This is a genomic window from Nocardia sp. KT25-26 (genome assembly GCF_056627695.1).
The window spans coordinates 4,869,677-4,890,878 of sequence record NZ_CM152813.1 but is presented as its reverse complement, the minus strand read 5'-3'; the positions used below and the strand labels follow the sequence as shown (position 1 = coordinate 4,890,878).

At 69.9% G+C, this 21,202-nt stretch carries 18 protein-coding genes; 11 read left to right on the top strand and 7 right to left on the bottom strand.

Translation table 11 applies throughout. The features are described 5' to 3' along the window. Positions 1-173: 173 nt before the first annotated feature. On the bottom strand, positions 174-1,016 hold the full coding sequence (locus AC1HFH_RS22150; RefSeq protein ID WP_480244704.1) for an NmrA family NAD(P)-binding protein: 843 nt from the start codon (positions 1,014-1,016) through the stop codon (positions 174-176). Positions 1,017-1,137: 121 nt separating this feature from the next. Here AC1HFH_RS22150 and AC1HFH_RS22145 point away from each other — a divergent pair, with 121 nt between their 5' ends. The 6 genes from AC1HFH_RS22145 (at position 1,138) to AC1HFH_RS22120 (ending at position 7,267) form a co-directional block, all read left to right on the top strand. Continuing rightward, entirely contained in the window at positions 1,138-2,088 is a 951-nt protein-coding gene (locus AC1HFH_RS22145; RefSeq protein WP_480244703.1) for an AraC family transcriptional regulator, read from the top strand. A gap of 48 nt (positions 2,089-2,136) precedes the next feature. After that, the gene (locus AC1HFH_RS22140; RefSeq protein ID WP_480244702.1) at positions 2,137-2,556 is read left to right on the top strand and encodes an acyl-CoA thioesterase; all 420 of its coding nucleotides are present in this window, start codon (positions 2,137-2,139) and stop codon (positions 2,554-2,556) included. Between the two features lie 157 nt (positions 2,557-2,713). Next, positions 2,714-3,802: a pyruvate dehydrogenase (acetyl-transferring) E1 component subunit alpha gene (pdhA, locus tag AC1HFH_RS22135; RefSeq protein ID WP_480244701.1), complete on the top strand. Its 1,089-nt coding sequence runs from the start codon at positions 2,714-2,716 to the stop codon at positions 3,800-3,802. Further along, positions 3,799-4,779 (top strand): alpha-ketoacid dehydrogenase subunit beta, encoded by a 981-nt coding sequence (locus AC1HFH_RS22130; RefSeq protein ID WP_480244700.1) that lies wholly within the window; start codon positions 3,799-3,801, stop codon positions 4,777-4,779. The genes pdhA and AC1HFH_RS22130 overlap by 4 nt, the downstream gene beginning before the upstream one ends. Before the next feature lie 178 nt (positions 4,780-4,957). After that, positions 4,958-6,331 carry a dihydrolipoamide acetyltransferase family protein gene (locus AC1HFH_RS22125; protein ID WP_480244699.1) on the top strand — a complete coding sequence of 458 codons (1,374 nt, stop codon included), beginning with the start codon at positions 4,958-4,960 and terminating at the stop codon, positions 6,329-6,331. 108 nt (positions 6,332-6,439) lie between these two features. Further along, positions 6,440-7,267 carry a sulfurtransferase gene (locus AC1HFH_RS22120; protein ID WP_480244698.1) on the top strand — a complete coding sequence of 276 codons (828 nt, stop codon included), beginning with the start codon at positions 6,440-6,442 and terminating at the stop codon, positions 7,265-7,267. A 67-nt stretch (positions 7,268-7,334) separates the two neighbouring features. Here AC1HFH_RS22120 and AC1HFH_RS22115 read toward each other — a convergent pair whose 3' ends face one another. Further along, on the bottom strand, positions 7,335-8,621 hold the full coding sequence (locus AC1HFH_RS22115) for a cytochrome P450 (RefSeq protein ID WP_480244697.1): 1,287 nt from the start codon (positions 8,619-8,621) through the stop codon (positions 7,335-7,337). Between the two features lie 179 nt (positions 8,622-8,800). Continuing rightward, a complete protein-coding gene (locus AC1HFH_RS22110; protein WP_480244696.1) occupies positions 8,801-9,580 on the bottom strand; it encodes an NAD(P)H-dependent oxidoreductase in 780 nt (259 codons plus the stop codon). A gap of 145 nt (positions 9,581-9,725) precedes the next feature. Here AC1HFH_RS22110 and AC1HFH_RS22105 point away from each other — a divergent pair, with 145 nt between their 5' ends. Next, a complete protein-coding gene (locus tag AC1HFH_RS22105) occupies positions 9,726-10,586 on the top strand; it encodes a helix-turn-helix transcriptional regulator (protein WP_480244695.1) in 861 nt (286 codons plus the stop codon). A gap of 560 nt (positions 10,587-11,146) precedes the next feature. On the opposite strand, the gene AC1HFH_RS22100 is transcribed toward AC1HFH_RS22105, so the two are convergent. Both AC1HFH_RS22100 and AC1HFH_RS22095 read right to left on the bottom strand, forming a co-directional pair. Continuing rightward, positions 11,147-11,830, bottom strand: coding sequence for an HNH endonuclease family protein (locus AC1HFH_RS22100; protein WP_480244694.1), 684 nt, complete (start codon positions 11,828-11,830; stop codon positions 11,147-11,149). 42 nt (positions 11,831-11,872) lie between these two features. Next, entirely contained in the window at positions 11,873-12,235 is a 363-nt protein-coding gene (locus tag AC1HFH_RS22095; RefSeq protein WP_480244693.1) for a hypothetical protein, read from the bottom strand. 280 nt (positions 12,236-12,515) lie between these two features. On the opposite strand from AC1HFH_RS22095, the gene AC1HFH_RS22090 reads away from it, so the two are divergent. From AC1HFH_RS22090 to AC1HFH_RS22075, 4 genes are all read left to right on the top strand, one after another. After that, positions 12,516-12,773, top strand: coding sequence for a FitA-like ribbon-helix-helix domain-containing protein (locus AC1HFH_RS22090; protein ID WP_480244692.1), 258 nt, complete (start codon positions 12,516-12,518; stop codon positions 12,771-12,773). Next, positions 12,770-13,189, top strand: coding sequence for a PIN domain-containing protein (locus AC1HFH_RS22085; protein ID WP_480244691.1), 420 nt, complete (start codon positions 12,770-12,772; stop codon positions 13,187-13,189). The genes AC1HFH_RS22090 and AC1HFH_RS22085 overlap by 4 nt, the downstream gene beginning before the upstream one ends. Before the next feature lie 100 nt (positions 13,190-13,289). Next, on the top strand, positions 13,290-16,553 hold the full coding sequence (locus AC1HFH_RS22080; RefSeq protein WP_480247941.1) for a DEAD/DEAH box helicase: 3,264 nt from the start codon (positions 13,290-13,292) through the stop codon (positions 16,551-16,553). After that, the gene (locus AC1HFH_RS22075; protein WP_480244690.1) at positions 16,554-17,321 is read left to right on the top strand and encodes an SWIM zinc finger family protein; all 768 of its coding nucleotides are present in this window, start codon (positions 16,554-16,556) and stop codon (positions 17,319-17,321) included. Positions 17,322-17,325: 4 nt separating this feature from the next. Here AC1HFH_RS22075 and AC1HFH_RS22070 read toward each other — a convergent pair whose 3' ends face one another. Both AC1HFH_RS22070 and icmF read right to left on the bottom strand, forming a co-directional pair. Next, complete coding sequence (locus AC1HFH_RS22070; protein WP_480244689.1) at positions 17,326-17,748, bottom strand: DUF3224 domain-containing protein; 423 nt, start codon at positions 17,746-17,748, stop codon at positions 17,326-17,328. Positions 17,749-17,885: 137 nt separating this feature from the next. Next, on the bottom strand, positions 17,886-21,098 hold the full coding sequence (gene icmF / locus AC1HFH_RS22065; protein WP_480244688.1) for a fused isobutyryl-CoA mutase/GTPase IcmF: 3,213 nt from the start codon (positions 21,096-21,098) through the stop codon (positions 17,886-17,888). Positions 21,099-21,202: the final 104 nt, after the last annotated feature.

Sequence of the window (21,202 nt, the reverse complement as noted above, 5' to 3'; positions counted from 1 at the left end):
CAGCAACTCCTCGTCGGTCGGTACCGGGACCTGCCCGGAACAAGTCGCGCGGGCGCCCCGGCATTCCCGCGCCGCCGACTCGGGCTCGACGTTAGTGCCGGCACCTGCGGCGCGGCCACCGAATATTTTCGTCGCCACCGCGGGAGCGCCGGATGGCCGGCGCTCCCGGCGGTTCATGCGTCGGCCGTGCGCCAGCTGTCCGCCGCTGCCGCGGCGAACTCGCGGAAGTCCTTCGGGGCGCGCCCGAGGGTGGCGGACACGCCGTCGGCCGGGGTCGAGTTGCGCCCGTCCAGAATCGTCCCGAACAGATAGTCGAGGAGGCTGATCGTATCTGCGGGCACCCCGTACTCGGTCAGTTCGGCGACGAAAGCGGCCCGCTCGATCGGCTCGAACGCCACGGGATGGTCCGTGATTTCGGCGATCTCGGCAATCGCCTGAGCGAAGCTGAGGGCTCGTGGGCCGGTGACTTCGTACTCCCGCCCGGTGTGGGCGTCGTCGAGCAGGGCGGCCGTGGCGACATCGGCGATATCGTCGGCATCGACGAACGGTTCGGCGATATCCCCGTTGGGCAGGGCGAGCCGCCCGGCGGCCACGAGTTCGACGAATGCGCCCTCGCTGAAGTTCTGCATGAAGAACGAGCAGCGGACGATGGTGTAGCGGAGTCCCGAATCCCGCACGATCTGCTCACATTCCGCGGCCTCCGGCTCGCCCCGGCCGGACAGCAGGACCACCGTCCGTACCCCGGCGGCCCGGGCGGCCGCGGTGAAGGCGCGGATGTCGTCGGGGGCGCCCGGCACCGCGAGGTCGGGCTGATAGGCCAGGTACACCGAGCCGACGCCGGCCAGGGCGGCCGGCCAGGTGGCCCGGTCGGTCCAGTCGAAGGGGATCTCGGCAGTTCGGGAGCCGATCCGGATCGGGTGTCGGGCTGCGCGTAGCCGGGCCGCGACCCGGCCGCCGGTCTTGCCGGTACCGCCGGTCACGAGGGTGAGTTTCCGAGAAGTCTTGTTCTGTTGCATGATTCGAGTACACCGGGGCGAGCACCCGGAAACCATCGTCGAGCCGCTCACCCGCATACGCGCTCGTCCGGCCGCCGCGACAGCGGTTCCGCGGACCGATGCCGGGCGATACCGTGAATGAGTGGATGCGCTGGCAAGTCTGCTCGAAGGTCCTCGTGCGCGGGGGGCGTTCCTGATCTGTTCGCTCCTGGATCCGCCGTGGTCGCTGCATGTGCGCGACGATGCGGCGCTCACCGTGCTGGCACTGGTGCGCGGTTCGGCCTGGTTGAGTTCGGCCGATGCCGCGCCCCGGCAGCTCCGGGCCGGCGATGTGGTGGTGTGCACCGGGCCGCGCCCCTATACCGTCGCCGACGATCCGGAGACGCCGATGCAGGTGATCGTGGAACCCGGCCAGGTCACCACCACCCCGGACGGCACCGTGCTCTGCGAGACCATGAGTCTCGGTGTGCGGCAGTGGGGCACCGCTCCGAACGGGGAGACCCTGCTGGTCACCGGGTCCTACGAGTCCGCTGGGGCGGTGAGCCGGCGGCTGCTGCGGGCGCTGCCGGCGGTGGCGGTGCTCTCCCGCGGTGAATTCGACGAGCGGCTGCTGGACCTGCTGGTGGACGAGGCCGTCTGCGACCGCCCGGCGCAGAGCGCGGTACTGGACCGGTTGCTCGACCTGGTGCTGATCGCCGCGCTGCGTGCCTGGTTCGACCGCACCGATGCCCCCGCCTGGTATCACGCCTACCGCGATCCGGTGGTCGGCAAGGCGCTGCGGCTGCTGCAGCACAACCCGGCCCACCCGTGGACGGTGAGCGCGCTGGCGAGCGAGGTGGGCATGTCCCGGGCGTCGCTGGCGCGGCGGTTCACCGAACTGGTCGGCGAACCGCCGATGACGTTCCTCACCGACTGGCGGCTGGCGCTGGCCGCCGACCTGCTCACCGAATCGGACGCCACGGTGGAGACGATTGCGCACCGGGTGGGCTACAGCAGTGCCTTCGCATTGAGCACCGCATTCAAACGGCATTTCGGAATCAGCCCCCGCGATCATCGCAACAGGTCCGCCGCTCCGGTGCCGACGGCGGGCTGATCGCGCCGCCGCTGTGTGCCCGGTGCCGACTCGGCTAACGTCGCCGGAATGAGCGAGCAGTATCCGGTGCTGTGGCCGATGCCGACCCGGTGGGCCGACAACGATCAGTACGGCCATGTCAACAATGTCACCTACTACGCCTACTTCGACACCGCGGTGAACGCCTGGCTGATGCGCGCCACCGGTACCGACATCCGGGAACTGCCTGCGCTCGGCGTGGTGGCACAGACCTCCTGCCGGTTCGTCGGCTCGGTCAGCTTCCCGGACACCCTGCAGGTGGGCCTGCGGATCGAGCGGCTGGGCAACTCCAGCATCACCTACGATCTGGCGATCTTCCGGGAGGCGGACGGCGCCCTGGAGCTCGCGGCCACCGGGACGTTCGTGCACGTCTACGTCGATCACGAGACCCGCAAGCCGGTGCCGATTCCACAGATCATTCGGACAGCCGCCGAAGAACTGATCAACTAGCTCGGCGCAGACCTGCTTCTGCTCGGCATTCTGCCTAGTTTCGAGCGCGTTGCTTGCGCAGCGGGCCGGTGCGTGGATCCTGGTGATACATCGCACACCCGCGATGCTGGTGCTGTCTATCTCCGGCGCGATCCGCCGGCGGTGAGGAGACGAGCCGATGCTGCAGAAGCAGAGTTATCCGGTGCAGTTGCTGCAACCCGACGGACATCGGGTACTGGACCGTGAACACGCCGCACTCATCGCCGATATCGGCCCGGACCGGCTGCGAGCCATGTACACCGATATGGTCCTGGCCCGGCGGATCGATGTCGAGGCCACCGCATTGCAACGCCAGGGCCAGCTGGGCCTGTGGGCGCCGCTGTACGGGCAGGAAGCCGCCCAGGTCGGCTCCGCACATGCCCTGCATCCGGACGACTACGTGTTCTGCAGCTACCGGGAGACCGCGGTGGCGTACTGCCGTGGCGTACCGGTGGAACAGATGACCCGGTTGTGGCGCGGGGCCGCCCACCACTGCTGGGACCCCGACGAGGTCAACATGACCAATGCCAACATCGTGGTCGGTTCCCAGGGCCTGCACGCCACCGGCTATGCCTACGCGGCACATCTGGACGGCGCCGAGATCGCCACGGTCACCTACTTCGGCGACGGCGCCAGCAGCCAGGGTGATATCGCCGAGGCGCTCGGCTTCGCGGCCGCCTGGTCCGCCCCGGTGGTCTTCATCTGCCAGAACAACCAGTGGGCGATCAGCGAGCCGGTCCGGGTGCAGAGCCATGTCCCGCTGGTCCGCCGCGCGGACGGCTACGGCATGCCGGGAGTGCAGGTGGACGGCAACGATGTGCTGGCCGTGCTGGCGGTGACCCGGCAGGCGGTCGAACGGGCCCGCACCGGCGGCGGTCCGTCCTTCATCGAGGCCATCACCTATCGGATCGGACCGCACACCACCGCCGACGACCCGGGCCGCTATCGCACCGCCGCCGACACCGAACTGTGGGAGCGCCGGGACCCGATCGACCGGATGCGCCGCCTACTGACCGCGGAGGAACTGCTGGACGCCGAGTTCGAGGCCGAGGTCACCGCCCGCGCCGACGACGCCGCGGCACGGTTGCGCACCGCCACCGTCGAGATGCCGGATCCGGACCCCGCCCAGCTGTTCGAGCATGTGTACGCGACCGAGCATCCGCTGGTGGCCGCCGAGGCCCGGGAGTTCGCCGCGTACCAGGCGGCACTGCAAGGAGGCCCGGCATGAGAACCACCACCACATTCGCAGGGGCGCTGAACTTCGGGTTGCGCCGGGCGATGGAGGACGACCCGTCGGTGGTCCTGATGGGTGAGGACATCGGCCGCCTCGGTGGCGTGTTCCGGGTGACCGATACGTTGCAGAAGGACTTCGGCGACAACCGGGTCATCGATACGCCGCTGGCCGAATCCGGCATCATCGGTACCGCCTTCGGGATGGCGCTGCGCGGCTATCGCCCGGTGTGTGAGATCCAGTTCGACGGTTTCGTCTATCCGGCCTTCGACCAGATCGTCTCCCAGGTGGCCAAGATCCACTACCGCACCGGCGGGAAGGTGAAGGCGCCGTTGACGATCCGGATCCCGTTCGGTGGTGGCATCGGCGCGGTGGAACATCACTCCGAGTCTCCGGAGGCGTATTTCGCGCATACCGCAGGTCTGCGGGTGGTGGCGCCGAGCACCCCGGACGATGCCTACCGGATGATCCGGCAGGCCGTATCCCTGGACGATCCGGTGATCTTCTTCGAACCGAAACGCCGCTACTGGGACAAGGCGGACGTCGATTTCGACGCCGAACCCGAGCTGCCGCTGTCCGCCGCCCGGGTCTGCCGCGCCGGAACCGACGCCACCCTCGCCGCCTACGGCGGCACCGTCGCCACCGCGCTGGCGGCCGCGCAGATCGCCGCCGATGAGGGCCGCTCGGTGGAGGTCGTCGACCTGCGCAGCCTGTCGCCGATCGATTTCGACACCGTCGAGGCGTCGGTGGCGAAGACCGGACGGCTGGTGGTGGTGCACGAAGCACCGGTCTTCGCCGGGCTGGGGGCCGAGATCGCCGCCCGGATCACCGAACGCTGCTTCTATCACCTGGAAGCGCCGGTGCTGCGCGTCGGAGGCTACGACATCCCGTATCCCCCGGCTAAGCTCGAGAAGTATCACCTTCCCGACCCGGATCGGGTGCTTGCCGCGGTCGACCGCTGTTTCGCCACCTGATCGGCATCCGAACGCCGGCGGGCCGGTAGCGGTGGCAGTCCGGTGGTCACGTGCATCGGATACCGCCGCAGCGGTATCCGGGCCGGGGAGGCTCGAAGACAGGTGTGTGCGCTGGGGGGAGCAGGACGCCGGTCGCCCGCCCCGGCCGGACACAATGCGACATCGAGAGGGGCAAACCGTGCCAGACGTCGTGCCGAGCGAGGGGCCGGATCATGTGCTGGAATTCCGGCTCCCGGACCTCGGTGAAGGACTCACCGAAGGGGAGCTGGTCTCCTGGGCGGTGGCGGTGGGGGATCGGGTCGAGCTGAACGGGACGATCGCCGAGGTGGAGACCGCCAAGGCAGTCGTTGCTCTGCCCTCGCCCTTCTCCGGCACGGTGGTGGAATTGCTCGCCGAACCCGGCGACACCGTTCCGGTCGGTGCACCGCTGATCCGGGTGCGCAACGACCTGGCGGTATCGCCGCCGGATGCCGATTCGGCCGAGGGCACCGGGGTGCTGGTCGGGTACGGTCCGGCCGCCGAGACCGGCACCCGGCGGCGCCGCGGTGCCCAGCCGGACACACCGGCCGGGGCAGGCGCTCGCCCCGGGCCGGCGATGGTGAGCAGCACCCCCAGCGAGCACCGGGCCGCTGCTACGCCGGCAGCTCGCCGGCTGGCCCGGGAACTGGGGATCGATCTGTGGTTCGTGGCCGGGTCCGGCCCCGGCGGCGCGGTGACGGTTGCCGACGTGCGCGGTGCCGTACCGGTGTCCGGTCCGGCCGAGGCCGCCGAGCCGGAATCGGATACCGCGGTGGCCACCGACCGGGGCGAGATCGCGGCCGCCAGCGCGGCCGGGGTGTTGTCGGCACCGCACCGGGAAGAACGCACCCCGGTGGCCGGGATCCGGAAGCGGACTGCCGCCGCCATGGTGACCAGCGCCCGCACCATCCCGCAGGCGAGCACCTTCGTCACCGTCGATTGCACCGCCTCGATGGAACTACTCGACCACCTCCGGGCCACCGAGCAGTTCTCCGGTATCACCTTGACGCCGCTGGCCCTGGTCGCGAAGGCCACGCTCGCCGCACTGGCCGACCATCCCGGGATCAACGCGGCCTGGGACGCGGAGAACCAGGAAATCGTCACCAAGCACTACATCAACCTCGGGATCGCGGTCGCCACCGACCGCGGATTGCTGGTGCCGAACATCAAAGACGCCCAGGCGCTGAGCCTGCGTGAACTGACCCGGGAACTGGGCTGGCTGACCGAGACGGCGCGATCCGGTACCGCCGGTCCGGCCGACCTGCGTGGCGGTACCTTCACCATCACCAATGTCGGGGTGTTCGGCGTCGACAGCGGTGTGCCGCTGGTCAATCCGGGAGAGGCCGCCATCCTGTGCCTGGGTGCGGTCCGGAAACGCCCGTGGGTGGTGCGCGATGAGCTCGCGGTCCGCTGGGTCGTCACGTTGGGGCTGAGCTTCGACCATCGGATGATCGACGGCGACCTCGGCGCGACGTTCCTCGGTACGGTCGCGAACCTGGTGGCGGACCCGCTGACCCTGCTCGCCCGGCAGTAGCGGTGGCCGATTCGCTCCACCATCCGGTGAAACGGTCCGGAATCGCGGTGCGGGGGCGAAAACTGGAGGAAATCGGCAATGTACATCGACTCGACAGGAGCGAATTGCGTGAACTCGGTGCTGATCTCTGCGAACGAGCTCCGGCCGGGAGCCAGGCTGCTCGATGTGCGCTGGGCTCTGGGGGACCCGGAGGGCCCGCAGCACTATTTGGACGGCCACATACCCGGCGCGGTGTTCGTGGACCTGGAGACCGAACTCGCCGACCCGCCCGCCCCGGCGCACGGTCGGCACCCGCTCCCGGACATCGAGCGGCTGCAGCGCTGCGCTCGGAGCTGGGGCATCCGCACCGGTGACCCCGTGGTGGTCTACGACGCCACCGGCGGCCTGGCCGCCGCCCGGGCCTGGTGGCTGCTCCGCTGGGCCGGGCTGACCGACGTCCGGATCCTGGACGGCGGGCTGCCCGCCTGGATGGCCGCCGGTGGCGTACCGGCCACCGGTGCGGAACCGGCTCCCGAATCCGGGGATGTCGTGCTGCGGCCGGGCGGGATGCCGGTGATCGACGCCGACGCCGCCGCGACGTGGTCGGGAACCCTGTTGGATGCCCGCGCCGTCGAACGCTTCCTCGGCGAGGTGGAGCCGGTGGATCCCCGGGCCGGTCACATCCCGGGGGCGGTGAGCGCACCGACCACGCAGAACCTCGACCCGGCCGGCCGGTTCCGTACCCCGAGTGCCCTCCGGGACCGGTTCGCCGAGCTGGGGACGGGCCCGTTCGCGGTGTACTGCGGCTCCGGGGTCACCGCGGCACACCAGATCGCCGCCCTGGCACTTGCCGGGATCGACGCCGCCCTGTACCCCGGTTCCTGGTCGCAGTGGTCCCACGATCCGAAGCGGCCGGTGGCCACCGGAACGGCCGCGGAATCCGCCGTCGGCCGCTAGGCCCTGGATCGACGGGGGTACCCGCCGGCTGACACCGGTCGGGCGGCCGACGGGGGTCCGACCGGTGTCAGCCGGGCACCAGTGCGGTGAGTTCCAGCTGCATGTCCCGCGGCGCCACGGCGAAGGTGTAGACCTCCCGCGGCGCCGCGGCGTCCTCGGGCAGGGCGATATGGAACTCCCGCAACACCATTCGCAGTACGCTGTGAATCTCCAGCAACGCCAGCCCGCGGCCGGGGCAGAACCGCGGCCCGGATCCGAACGGCATGCTCGCCTTGGCATTGTGGGTGCCGTCGTACTCGCCGAGCCAGCGCTCCGGCCGGAACCGGTCGGCATCGGTGAAATTCTCCGGTGCCACCGAGGCCTCGCCCTGCAGGGTGAAAATCGGGGTGCCCGAGGGTATCTCGACGCCATCGATGGTGAGGTCGGTGCACGCCTCCAGGAACAACACCGGGGCGACCGGCTGCAGCCGCATCGACTCCTGGATGACGGCGTCCAGGTAGGTGCTGCGGTCGGATTCGGCCAGTTCGCTGCGGAGCCGTTCCTGGACCTCCGGGTGCCGGGCCAGATCGTAGAGCAGCCAGGCCAGCGTATTCGCCGTGGTGTCCTGGCCGGCGACCAGGACGGTCAGCGATTCGGCGAACACTTCGTCGTCGGTGAGCGGGTCGTCGCCCTCCTGGGCGTGCAGCAGCGCCTCGATGAAATTGGTCGGGCCGGAGGTGCTCTCGCCGCCGGCGTCCTGCATCCGTTTGCGGGACTCGGCGATGAGCGTGCCGATATCGTCGCGCAGCTCGGCGATCGCCCGATCCAGTTTCCGGTCCGCCGGGAGCCGGAACCAGCGCCAGTACGGGATCGGTGCGTTCACCCGGCGACCGATCATCGGGAAGAATACGGCCAGCCGCTGTTCGACCGCATTGCCGCGGCCGCTGAGCGTATCCAGGTCGTAGCCGAAGGCGATCTGCGCCATCACATCCGCGGTGAACCGCATCAGATCGGCGTGCACATCGTCGGTGCCGTCGCGCCAGCGCTGCTCGAGCCGGGCGGTGATCATCTCCAGGGTGTCGCCGAAGCCGCGCAGGGCCGCCTGATTGAATGCCGGGGTGACCAGCCGGCGCCGGCGCCGCCACTTGTCGCCCTCCACGGCGAACAGGCCGTCCACGCTCATCTCCTCGAACACCGGCTCCATGGTGCCGAGACGGCGGAACCGGTCCGGCCGCTCGCGCTGGATCTGCTGGACCGCCGGGGTGTCGGCGAAGACCACATAGCTCTTGCCGAGTACCGAGAACCGGTAGCGGGGGCCGTGCTCTCGCGCCCAGTCGCGTAGATGCAGGTGCAGTCGCTGGGGATCGCGCACCATGCGCCATCCGGATGCGGCGGGCAGATTTTTCACGGGCGGCCCCCTGGCGTTTCCGATATCCGACAACGGCGGCGGATCCGCGGAACGGATCCGGCCAGAGCCTACCGGGCGCGTGTCCGGTTTGCGCGGGTTGGCGAAGATGGTGCCCGGCAGGCGGATTCGTCCGCCGATCGCAGTAGTCAGCTGCGCACGTGCAGCCCGAATCCACGCTGCTCGCCGGACTCCAGGCCGGGACGCAGGCGCAGCGAAGGGATTTCGTAATCGCCGCTGTTCTGGCGTCGGAACGGAATCGGCTCGGTGTCGGCCAGGGTGCGCAGCCGGTCCCGCCAGGCTCGGGCTGCCGCGTCGAAGGCGTCCTGCGGCAGGCGATTCGTACCGTAGAGAACGAACGGCGGCAGCACCTCCATCCCGGTGTAATAGAGTATCCCGTGGTGGATCGGGAACAGCAGGTCCTCGATCGGACCATTGATGCCGCGATCGTCGTAATGGGTTTCCCGCCCGCCGATCGTCACCGACACCAGGGCCCGCTTGCCGGCCAGCGTGCCGTCGCCGTACCGGTCGCCGTAGCGGGTGTCGTCGTGCACTCCGACGCCGTAACCGAAGCCGAAGGTGAACACCCGGTCCACCCAGCCCTTCATGATCGCCGGCATCGAGTACCACCACAGCGGGAACTGCAGGATGACCGTATCGGCCCAGCGCAGCTTCGCTTGTTCGGCGGCGATATCGGCGGCCAGGGTGCCGGCCGTCAGCGCACGCCCGGAGTCCGCAACCACCCGGAGCGGCGAATCGGCCGCCGAGCCGAAGTCGTCGGCATCCACCGTGGCCTTCCACTTCATCGCATACAGATCGCTGATCTGCACCCGATGGCCGGCGTCGGCGAGAGTGTCGTGCGCGATATCGGTGAAGGCGCCGGTGAGCGAGCGGCGTTCCGGATGGGCGTTGACGATCAGGATGTTCATGACTGCTCCTCGGGTCCGTCGGTCGGTCTGCTCCGATCCTGGGCGCTGCCGCCGCCGGTGTTCAGGGGCGCGTCGTCCGGTGGTCCGGCGATCATGGGAACGGCAGGGCCACCCTCGCCGGGCGGCCCGGCGTGATACTGGGGCGATGGACGATCTCGCCGATTTCCTGCGCACCCGCCGGTCCCGGGTCGACCCCGGGGCGGCCGGTATCCCGGTCGATTCCCGGCGCCGGGTGGCCGGCCTGCGCCGGGAGGAGGTCGCCCACCTGTCCGGGGTGAGCGTCGACTACTACGTGCGACTGGAACAGGGACGGGCTCGGCAGCCGTCCGAACAGGTGCTCGATTCGCTGGCCCGGGTATTCGGGCTCGACGAGGTCGAACGCGAACATCTGCACCGGCTGGCCCGGCAGCCGCGGCGGCGCACCAAGAGCACCCCCGTCGTCCGGTTGCGCCCGGAACTGCTGCGGGTGCTGGATCTGGTGCGGGACGCACCCGCCTATCTGATCGACCACCGACTCGAGGTGGTGGCCGCCAACCGCCTCGCCGAGCTGCTGTACGGCGGCCGCCTGGTCGGTACGAATCTGGCCCGGCACACCTTTCTCGACGCCACGGCGCCCGAGTTCTACGCGCTGTGGGAGGACTGCAGCCGCGATGTCGTCGGCCAGTTGCGCCTCGCGGCAGGCCGGTTCCCCGACGATCCCCGGCTGGAATCGCTGATCGGCGAGCTGGCGATGCACAGTGACCGCTTCGGCAAACTGTGGGCCCGCGCCGACGTCCGGACCCGCGGACACGGCCGCAAACCCTACCGCCACCCCCTGATCGGCTATCTCGACCTGCATCAGGAGAACTTCGCCGTCCCCGGCAGCCCCGGCACCGAACTGGTGGTGCTCTCGGCCGCCCCGGACAGCGAGGCCGACGAGAAGCTCCGGCTGCTCGCCAGCCTCGGCGCCGCCCCGGCCGACCGGCTTCGTGCGTCGTCGCCGGGTGAGGCGGGCGACCGCCACTGACTGCGCCGACCGCGGGTGGACCGGCCTCGTGTGCAGGGCACCGGATGAGGTGAGCGACTTCCGTTGATCACGCTGACCTGGCGGCCTCGGCGGACCGGCATCGTGTGCTGTCACCGGACCATGGGGCGCCGGGGCCGACTCTGTGCCCACGGCGGGGTGGCGCCGTAGGCCGGAACCGCCCCGGTGGCCGCTGCTGATCGGCCGCAGGGCCGCGGCTGCTTCGTTCTCCGTCCTTGTGTTCGGCGTCCGGTCCGGCCGGAGCCCCGACAGTCGCCAGCGCCTCGGGCGTTCCTTCCGCCGGGGCTGCCGCGGCGCGCTGGGCATTGCTCACGTCCTGCTCGCGGTCCGCGGGCCGGCGCGACCATCCCGGAGCTCGGGACAGTCGACGAGTACGCCGCTGTTCCCGAGTCGGCAGCGCTTGTCCGCCGGTGCCGGGCGGATGCAGTCGGTACCCGGGTTCGGGCCGCCGTCGACCGGATGACAGGGCCGGGAGTCCGCCGTGATCGGCGGCTGCGACGCGCCTGTCGAACAGGCGGCGGCTGTGCTCGTTCCGGGCTCGCTCAGTCTTCCGGGCAGGATGCGGCGGCGGCGCGCAGTGCCGCATGGTCGGCATGGGTGACGGGCAGGTCGTAGGCCAAGGCGGCGGTCAGGTATTTGCCCGCGTAGAAGCAGTGGTAGGCCGGTTCGGGTGGTAGCCATTCGGCCGGTGTGCGGTCACCCTTGGCCTGGTTGACCGGACCGGAGGTGGCCAGCAGGTTTATCGCTACGTCGTTGGCGAAGCGGGCCCGCCGGGCAGGCGGCCAGGACCGTGCGCCGTGATCCCAGGCGGCGGCCAGTGGATACACGTGGTCGACCTGGACCCGTCCGGCATCCGCCTTGCGGAACTCCAGTATCCGTCCGGTGTACGGATCGGTGAGGCTGCCTGCGACGACCACACAGCGCCCCCGGAAACGGACTTCGCGCAACTGCCTGGCCAGGACATTGTCCCGAGTCCGGCATCCGTCGTGACCGTCCGGGGCGTCGGTGTCGTCACTCCAGGCCGGACCGAACACACAACCGTGCCCGGGGCGGCAGCTGCGTTCGTAGCCGCCGGGATGCGGACGACGGTCCACGAGCCGGACCCGGTCGAGCAATGCGGTCACCTCGGCGTGCGCCGGGCTGCCCGGTGCCGGTGGATCGGGCAGGCCACCACAGCCGGTAACCAGCAGAACCGCGGCGAGCAGCGAGAGCAGAGGCGGGCGCATGCGCTCCGGTGTAGCCGCGGGCACCGACAGGTATGCCGACGCTCACAGCCAGGCGCGGGCGAGTAGATCGTCGGCGTCGACGTTGTTCGCCTGCGGTGGGAACCTGGTCGCCGCGATGGTGGCCGCGTGCACGCCGTCGTGCCCGATCAGCCAGCAGCCACCCCGCTCGGTGCATTCGGCGATCTTGGCGAAGGTGGTGAGCAGGAAGGTGATGGATTCGCGCGGGTCGACGGTGTGTGCCAGCCGCTGCGATTCCCCCGGCCGGGACAGATCCAGCCAGACGCCGGCCTGTCCGTCCAATCGCATGCCGACGATCTTCGAGGTGTCGACGAAGGTGAATTTGCGCCGTTCCCAGGGTGTTGCCGGCGTATAGCTCTGCTCGAGTACCTGGAGCAGAATCGTCATGCTGCCCTCCGCAGGCTGAGTGGTTCGGCCGGCCCGGGGTCGCCGGTCCGGCGAGGCCGTATCGAGTTGTCGTCACCGGCCGGCGCGCAGGACCTACCCTCGCGGCATCCGCCGTCACCAGGAGATATCCCAGTATGTTCCAAAAACGGTCCGTTGGGTATCCCTCGGCCCGGTTGTTCCGCCCCGGGACGTTCATCGCAGGGATACGCCGAGTGAGGCGAGTGCTATCGGATGAACAATTCTGCTAGCATTGATGGCACAGGAAGGGTGGTGATAGCGGATGAAGAACGTGACAGTCCGAAATCTGAGCGATGAGGTGCACCGGGCGATCCGGCAACGTGCCGCGGCGCACGGCCGCAGTGCCGAAGCGGAGATGCGGGCGATTCTCACCGCTGCCGTGCAGCCACCCGAGCGGATCAGGCTGGGGTCGATGCTCAGCGGGGTCATCGGTGCCGAACATCGGCTCAGCGACGACGAACAGTCCACCTACTTCGGGCGGGACCGGACTCCGGCCGAACCTTTGGAGTTCGACCGGTGATTCTCCTGGACACCAACGTCATCAGCGAGACCACCAGTAGGAGCCCGAATCCTCGGGTCATGGCGTGGCTCGATGCCCAGAGCGTCGAGACCCTCTACCTGGCAGCGGTCACGGTAGGTGAACTTCGATACGGCATCGCCGCAATGCCGGCCGGGCGACGGCGGGACGAGTACGTCGACTGGCTGGAGAACCACACCCTGCCGGCCTTTCCCGGCCGCATCCTGCCCTACGACCTGGCGGCCACTGCCGAGTACGCGCGCCGCATGGCCGACGCGCGTGCCGCCGGGCTGGCCGTCGGCACCGCCGACGGCATGATTGCCGCCACAGCGGCCGCCGCGGGCTGCACTGTCGCCACCCGCGACACTGCACCGTTCACGGCAACTGGGGTTTCGGTCATCGACCCGTGGCGGCAGTAGGCGACAGCTCCGCCCGGCGCCGCTCCGGGTCCACCCGGGCGGCACCGAGCCCCGGACCGGCCGTGTCGGTGCCGACGTGCACAGTGTTTGGATGGTGAGCGTGCTGCACGGTCTGTGGACCCCGGGATCGGGCTTGCTGTTGTGGTTCGACAGCGAGTCCGGCGCTGGTCCGCAACCTGGGGTTGCGGGAGTGCCTGCGCCGCTGGGTGAACTGCTCGCGCTGTCGCGGTTCCGGCACCGGGCCCGGGTGCTGGCGGTGGATCCGAGCGCACCCGCGGACGGCCCGGTCCCGATGACGGTCCGCGCGCACGCGCTGGCGCCCGCCGCGGCGGCGCCGGTGCTGCGGCAGCGGCTGCCGAAGGACCGGGTGGCCGGTGACCTGCGTTTTCTCGCGCATGTGGCGCGTGGCATCGAACGCTGGGTGCGGGCCGGGCGGGTGGTGCCGCAACTGGACCGGGCCGATGGTCAGTGGTGGGCGCGCTGGCGGCTCGTCGGCGGGGCGCAGCAGCGCGCCTGGCAGGCCGAGCTGGTGCAGGCGCTGCCACCGGCGCTGGCGGTGGCCGGGGCGCCCGCCGCGGTGCTCGATGATCTGATCACCGAACTCACCGATCCGATCGCCCGCGAGTACCTGGAGTCCCGCTCGTTCCGGCACCCGCTCGTCGCGGCCCTGGTCGACGACGTCGCACTGGAGGCGGGCTCGTACCGGGTGGCGCAAACCCTGGCCGAGTGGCGAGCCGGCTATCACGCCGACGAGCCCGAACTGGTGTTGCGCCTGTGCGAGCCGGAGTCGACCGACTTCGACTCCGACGCGGACGCCGCGACGGCCACCGGAACAGCAACGGGGCCGCAGGTCGATGCCGGGCCGGTCGTGACGAATGTCGTGGTCGGGACGGCGCCGGGTGCCGTAGGCCGACGCAGCTTCTTCGGCGGGACTGCTGCGCCGGGCGAGGCCGAGACACGTGCGGCGCCGGGTGGTGTGACCGGCGCCTGGGGCGCGGAGACACGAACCGCGGGGGTGGCCTCGGACGACGGCGGGATCGGCGCCCTGTGGCGGCTGGAGGTCTGCCTGCAACCACCTGGCGAGGCACCGCAACCGGTGTCACCGACGGGCGATCAGGTCACCCTGCGTTCGGTGATGGACCGGCTGGAAAAGGCGCAGCAGGCCTACCCGCGGCTGCGTGACGTGCCGGTCGACCCTCGCGGCCTGGATATGCTGCTGCCCACCCCGGTGGTCGCCGACCTGGTGGCGCACGGGGCTGCCGCGCTGCGAGAAGCCGGAATCCGGGTGCTGCTGCCGCGGGCCTGGCAGGTCGCAGAACCGGCCCTGCGGCTGCGGGTGAGCAGCCCGGCCGCCGCCGAATCGGCGGTGGGCCTGGACGGTCTGCTCTCGTATCACTGGGAGCTGGCCCTGGGAGATCTGGTGCTCAGCACCGCCGAGATGCAGCGGCTGATCCGCAGTAAAACCGACCTGGTGAAGCTGCGCGGACAATGGGTCCAGGCCGATCACCGCTCCCTGGCCGCTGCCGCCCGGTACGTCGCCGCACACGCCGACGACAGTCCCGTCACGCTGGCCGACATGATCGGGCAGCTCGCCGCCGATCGCGTCGACGCGGTTCCGGTCACCGAGGTGACGGCGACCGGTTGGGCCGCGGAACTGTTCGACAGCACCCGGGACGCCGGCACAGAGGTGACCGCCGCCCCGGTCGGGCTGAAAGCCGAACTGCGCCCCTATCAGACGCGTGGCCTGCACTGGCTGGCCACCATGAACCGGCTGAACTGCGGCGCCGTCCTGGCCGACGATATGGGACTGGGCAAAACCGTCCAGGTACTCGCATTGCTCGCCTACGAACGCGAGGCGTGGTCGGCCACGGCACGTCCGGCGCCGATGTCGCCGAGCATCCCCATCGCGCCTGCGTCGCCGGACTGCCCCGTCGGTCCGGACCCGGTGGGCGGGACGCGGGACGAGGCACTCCGCGGTCCAGGCGGTGCAGCGGCACCACCCGGTCCGGGCGCCGGCGAGACGGCGTCGGCGGACCGGTCGACCCCGACGAGTGCCGGTGTTGCGGGAGCCCCCGGGCCGACCCTGCTCGTCTGCCCGATGTCGGTGGTGGGCAATTGGCAGCGGGAGGCGCAGCGGTTCGTGCCCGATCTGCGGGTGCTGGTGCATCACGGTCCGGGGCGGGCCCGTGGCGACGAGTTCCCGGCAGCGGTGCGCGGGGCCGACCTCGTCGTCACCACCTACGCGCTGCTGGCCCGGGATATCGCCGTGCTCCGCGATCAGCAGTGGGAACGGGTGGTGCTCGACGAAGCCCAGCACATCAAAAACGCCGCCACCCGGCAGTCGCGGGCGGCACGGGCGCTGCCGGCCCGGCACCGGCTGGCGCTCACCGGCACCCCGGTGGAGAACCGGCTCGAAGAACTGCGCGCGCTGTTCGACTTCGTGATGCCGAAACTGCTCGGCAGCCCGCAATCGTTCCGGGCCCGGTTCGCCGTGCCCATCGAGCGCGACCGGGACGAGCACGCGCTGGCCCGGCTGCGGCTGATCACCGGGCCGTTCCTGCTGCGGCGGGTGAAGACCGACCCGGCGGTGATCTCCGACCTGCCGGAGAAGCTGGAGATGACGGTGCGGGCGAACCTCACCGTCGAGCAGGCCGCGCTGTATCAGGCGGTGGTCGACGACATGCTGGACAAGCTGAAGGACGCCAAGGGCATGGCCCGCAAGGGCGCCGTGCTCGGTGCCCTGACCCGGCTCAAACAGGTGTGCAATCACCCCGCCCATTTCCTCGGCGACGGCTCCCCGGTGCTGCGCCGCGGTGCCCACCGATCCGGCAAACTCGCCCTGGTCGAGGACATCGTCGACGCGGTGCTCGCCGACGACGAGAAGGCCCTGCTGTTCACCCAGTTCCGCGAATTCGGTGATCTGCTGGTGCCGTTCCTCACCGAGCGTTTCGGCACTCCGGTGCCGTTCCTGCACGGCGGAGTGCCGAAGCGCCGCCGCGACGCCATGGTGGCCGAATTCCAGAGCGCCACCGGCCCGCCGCTGATGCTGCTGTCGTTGCAGGCCGGCGGTACCGGGCTGAACCTCACCGCCGCCAATCACGTGGTGCACCTGGACCGCTGGTGGAACCCGGCGGTGGAGAACCAGGCCACCGACCGGGCCTTCCGGATCGGCCAGCAGCGGGCCGTGCAGGTGCGCAAACTGGTGTGCGTGGACACCATCGAGGAACGGATCGACGACATGATCGGCGGCAAACGCGCCCTCGCCGATCTGGCCGTCGACACGGGTGAGCGGTGGATCACCGAGCTGGGCACCGAGGAACTCCGGGACCTGTTCACCCTGGGCGCGGAGGCGGTGGGCGACTAGATGGCGGACTTTCCGGACTTCGCCGAATTCGGCCGGCGGCGCCCGGTGCGCGGTGGTGCGCGGGCCCGCGGAGGCCGGGGCGGTTTCGGCCGCACCTGGTGGGGGCGGTCGCTGCTCGAAACGATGGAGAAGGTGGCCGATCCGGGGCGGGTGTCGCGCGGCCGCACCTACGCCCGCGCCGGCCAGGTGGTGCATTTCGTGCTCGAACACGGTGCGGTGGTCGGGGAGGTACAGGGCAGTCAGCCGCAGCCGTTCACCGCGGTCCTCGGTGTCCGGCCGTTGCGCCCGGAGGAGGTCGAGCTGCTGGTCCGGGCGGTGCGGGAGGCTCCCGGGATGCTGGCCGCCATTGCAGGCGGTGCCCTACCGGACACCCTCGGTCCGCTGCTGCTGCCGGAAACCGCCGCCGATGTCGACTTCTCCTGCAGCTGCCCCGACCCGGTCGGACCGTGCAAACACGTGGCGGCCCTGTGCTACGTGCTCGCCGAACGCCTGGACGAACACCCGCACGACATCCTCACCCTCCGCGGCCCCGACCTGGACACCCTGATCGGCAGCGTCGAAACCGCCCCCGAGACCACGAACCCCACCGACCTCTACGGCGACCACCTCACCCTGCCCGCCCTGCCGACCCCCGAATTCCATCCGGTCCTCGACGATCTCGACCCCCGCCCGCTCCGCAGTGCCCTGCGCATGTGCAGCGAGGACGAACAGACCGCCGCCACCGGCCACCGTGAACTCCGCACCCTCTACCACGACTTCGAGCGGTGACCGATCAGCCCTCGGGCAGCTCGTAGTCGAAGTGGATGTGGTGGCCGCCTTCGGCATCCACCCACAGGGTGCCGCTGCCGGTGATGCCGGTGAGTTCGCCGGTGCCGCTGTTGGGCACGATCCGGAAGAACTCGTCGGTGCGGTCCTGGTGGCCGTTGCCCTCGGTGGCGGCCGAGTGGATGAAGTTGAACGAGCCGGTGCGGTCGTGCAGGGCCCCCTCGAAGGACTCCATCGCCACGTAGGTGCCGACACCCGATTCCATATCGAACGCCGTGGTGAACAGCGTCGCCGCCTGCCCCGAGATCTCCCCGGAGAAGCTCTTGGTCATGAGGAGCAACTGCACCGGCAGCCCGGTGCTGATCGATGGTTCCGCCCGCACCTCCGCCTGGTCGACTGCCGTCACTTCGAACCTGCCGATTGCTTTCATGCCGCCGATCGTAAACGCACCCACCGACACTCCGGTCGCGGACGGACAGTCGTGTGATCTCGTCGCGCCTGTTGCGGACCGAGCTCACCCGGGGTGTTGCGCCGTGCAGGGCTCCCGGTGCCAGGTGTCACGGCGGCTCATACGGTGCGCCGGTACCGGCCGCCGACGGCGAAGAAGGTGTCGGTGATCTGCTGCAGGGTGCAGACCCGGGCGGCGTCCATGAGGACCTCGAAGATGTTGTCGTCGGTGTGGGCGACGTCGGCCAGCCGTTGCAGGGCCGCGGGCGCCTCGTCGCGGTGGCGGTCGGTGAACTCGCGCAGCCGGGTCAGCTGGGATTGCCGTTCCGCCTCGGTGCCGCGGGCGAGTTCGATCGGGCCGGCCGGGGTGTCGGATTCGGGCCCGCGGAAGGTGTTGACCCCGATGATCGGCAGCGAGCCGTCGTGTTTGCGCTGTTCGTAGCGCATCGACTCGTCCTGGATCTTGCCGCGCTGGTACCCGGTTTCCATGGCGCCGAGCACGCCGCCGCGTTCACTGATCCGGTCGAACTCGGTGAGGACGGCCTCCTCGACCAGGTCGGTCAGTTCGTCGATGACGAAGCTGCCCTGCAGCGGGTTCTCGTTCATCGCCAGGCCCCATTCCCGGTTGATGATCAGCTGGATCGCCAGGGCCCGGCGCACCGATTCGGTGGTCGGCGTGGTGACGGCTTCGTCGTAGGCGTTGGTGTGCAGGCTGTTGCAGTTGTCGTAGACGGCGATGAGAGCCTGCAGGGTGGTGCGGATGTCGTTGAAGCTCATCTCCTGGGCGTGCAGGGAACGTCCCGAGGTCTGCACGTGGTACTTCAGCTTCTGACCGCGTTCGCCGGCGCCGTAGCGTTCCCGCATCGCGATGGCCCAGATCCGCCGGGCGACCCGGCCGATCACGCTGTACTCCGGATCCATGCCGTTGGAGAAGAAGAACGACAGATTCGGCGCGAAATCGTCGATATCGAGGCCGCGCGCCAGATAGGTCTCCACATAGGTGAACCCGTTGGCCAGGGTGAACGCCAGCTGGCTGATCGGGTTCGCACCCGCCTCCGCGATGTGGTAGCCGGAGATGGACACCGAATAGAAGTTCCGGACGTTGTTGCGCACGAACCATTCCTGGATGTCGGCCATCATCCGCAGGCTGAACTCGGTGGAGAACAGGCAGGTGTTCTGCCCCTGGTCCTCCTTGAGGATGTCGGCCTGCACCGTGCCGCGCACATTCGCCAGGGTCGTGGCCCGCAGTTCGGCCGCCTCGGCTTCGGTCGGTGTCCGTCCCTCGGCCGCCTCGAAACGCTGCCGGGCCTGGTCGAGGGCGGCGTTCAGGAAGAAGGCGAGCACCGTCGGTGCCGGGCCGTTGATCGTCATCGATACCGAGGTCGTCGGGTCGGTCAGATCGAAACCGTCGTAGAGCGTGGCCATATCGTCCACGGTGGCCACCGAGACGCCGGAGGTGCCGATCTTGCCGTAGATGTCGGGACGTTCATCGGGGTCGTGCCCATAAAGCGTCACCGAATCGAATGCGGTGGACAGTCGGGTGGCCGGAGCATGGGCACTGAGCACCTTGAACCGGCGGTTGGTGCGGGCCGGATCGCCCTCGCCGGCGAACATCCGTGCCGGGTCCTCATCGGTTCGTTTGAACGGGAACACCCCGGCGGTGAACGGGAAGTATCCGGGTAGGTGCTCGTTGCGCAGGAACCGCAGCAGCTCACCGTGATCGGTGTAGCGCGGCACGGCTACCCGGGGAATGCTACTGCCGGACAACGACTCACGGCGCAAGGGTGTGTGGAGCTCGCGATCACGCACCCGGACCACCTGTTCCGCCCCGCGATAGCCGGCGGCGATCCCGGGCCACCGGTCGAGCAGTTCGGTGGTCTCCGGATCCAATTCGGCACGAGCGGATTCCAGGAGTTCGGCGACGGCCGGATCGTCGGGGAGCTCCTCGTGCACGAGGGCCAGCCGCTGCACCCGCTGTGCCGCTGCGCACCGGCGCACGGTGTCGGCATGGTATCCGCGCACCGTTTCGGCGATTTCGGCGAGATAGCGGACCCGGGCGGTCGGCACCAGCCGGGCGAACCGGGTGGAGACCCGGGTGTCCACCGCCGGTAGGGTGCCGGGGCCGACGGGCAGCCCGGCTTCGGCGAGCCGGTCGCGCAGGTGCCGATAGAGAGCGGTGACCCCGTCGTCGTCGAAAGTTGCTGCACTGGTGCCGAACACCGGCATATCTGCCGGGCCGGCGGTGAACTCCTCCCGATTGCGGATCAACTGGCGGGCCACATCACGAACCGCGTCGGCGGCGCCGCGCCGTTCGTACTTGTTCACTGCGACCACGTCGGCGAAGTCGAGCATATCGATCTTCTCCAGCTGGGTGGCCGCCCCGAACTCCGGTGTCATGACATAGAGGGAAAGGTCGGCGTATTCGGTGATATCGGCATCACCCTGGCCGATTCCCGGTGTCTCCAGGATCACCAGGTTGTATCCGGCGGCCCGGCAGGCCGCGATCATCGTGTCGATATCGTGCGGCAGTTCGCGTCGGCCGCGGGTCGCCAGGGACCGGAAGAACACCCGGTCGCCGTCCAGGCTGTTCATCCGGATCCGGTCGCCGAGCAGCGCGCCGCCGGCTCGGCGCCGGGTGGGATCCACGGCGAGGACCGCGATGCGCAATTCATCGCCTTGATCGGTGCGCAACCGGCGGATCAGTTCGTCGGTCAACGAGGACTTGCCGGCGCCGCCGGTGCCGGTGATGCCCAGTACGGGTGCCGGGTTCGCGGCGGCCGCCGTCTGCAGTGCTGCCCGGTCGGTGGCCGGGAGTGTGTCCTGTTGTAGGCAGGTGAGGGTCCGGGCCAGCGCCCGCCGGTCACCGTCCGTCAGATCGGCCGGTGCGGGCGCCGCGGCGGCCGGGTCGCGATCGCAGGCCCGGATCAGTTCGTTCACCATGTCCGGCAGGCCCATGCGCTGGCCGTCCTCGGGGGCGAAGATCCGGATTCCGCCGTCGGCGAGCCGATCGATCTCCTCGGGCACGATCACCCCGCCGCCCCCGCCGAAGATCCGGACGTCTTCGGCGCCGGCCTCCTTCAGGGAACGCGCCAGGTACTCGAAGAACTCGACGTGCCCGCCCTGGTAGGAGCTGACTGCCACGCCTTGGACGTCCTCTTCGACTACGGCGTCGACGATCTCGCGGACCGACCGATTGTGGCCGAGGTGGATCACCTCCGCGCCCTGGGCCTGCAGGATGCGCCGCATGATGTTGATCGCCGCATCGTGTCCGTCGAACAGAGCGGCGGCGGTGACCAGCCGCACCGGATGAGTGGGGACGTGCAGTGTGCTCATGGCCCGCCTCTCATATGGTTGGACGTCCAACTATTCTAGTGTGGTGCAGGTCATACCGCCATGAAATGGGCCGACCGCGTTCCGGCGCCGTTCGCCCGGTCGGG

What these genes read in the sequence shown, in the direction of transcription:
- AC1HFH_RS22150 (WP_480244704.1), bottom strand. Translation starts at nt 1,016, where the DNA reads ATGCAACAGAACAAGACTTCTCGGAAACTCACCCTCGTGACCGGCGGT.
- AC1HFH_RS22140 (WP_480244702.1), top strand. Translation starts at nt 2,137, where the DNA reads ATGAGCGAGCAGTATCCGGTGCTGTGGCCGATGCCGACCCGGTGGGCC.
- pdhA (WP_480244701.1), top strand. Translation starts at nt 2,714, where the DNA reads ATGCTGCAGAAGCAGAGTTATCCGGTGCAGTTGCTGCAACCCGACGGA.
- AC1HFH_RS22130 (WP_480244700.1), top strand. Translation starts at nt 3,799, where the DNA reads ATGAGAACCACCACCACATTCGCAGGGGCGCTGAACTTCGGGTTGCGC.
- AC1HFH_RS22115 (WP_480244697.1), bottom strand. Translation starts at nt 8,621, where the DNA reads ATGGTGCGCGATCCCCAGCGACTGCACCTGCATCTACGCGACTGGGCG.
- AC1HFH_RS22110 (WP_480244696.1), bottom strand. Translation starts at nt 9,580, where the DNA reads ATGAACATCCTGATCGTCAACGCCCATCCGGAACGCCGCTCGCTCACC.
- AC1HFH_RS22105 (WP_480244695.1), top strand. Translation starts at nt 9,726, where the DNA reads ATGGACGATCTCGCCGATTTCCTGCGCACCCGCCGGTCCCGGGTCGAC.
- AC1HFH_RS22100 (WP_480244694.1), bottom strand. Translation starts at nt 11,830, where the DNA reads ATGCGCCCGCCTCTGCTCTCGCTGCTCGCCGCGGTTCTGCTGGTTACC.
- AC1HFH_RS22095 (WP_480244693.1), bottom strand. Translation starts at nt 12,235, where the DNA reads ATGACGATTCTGCTCCAGGTACTCGAGCAGAGCTATACGCCGGCAACA.
- AC1HFH_RS22090 (WP_480244692.1), top strand. Translation starts at nt 12,516, where the DNA reads ATGAAGAACGTGACAGTCCGAAATCTGAGCGATGAGGTGCACCGGGCG.
- AC1HFH_RS22075 (WP_480244690.1), top strand. Translation starts at nt 16,554, where the DNA reads ATGGCGGACTTTCCGGACTTCGCCGAATTCGGCCGGCGGCGCCCGGTG.
- AC1HFH_RS22070 (WP_480244689.1), bottom strand. Translation starts at nt 17,748, where the DNA reads ATGAAAGCAATCGGCAGGTTCGAAGTGACGGCAGTCGACCAGGCGGAG.
- icmF (WP_480244688.1), bottom strand. Translation starts at nt 21,098, where the DNA reads ATGAGCACACTGCACGTCCCCACTCATCCGGTGCGGCTGGTCACCGCC.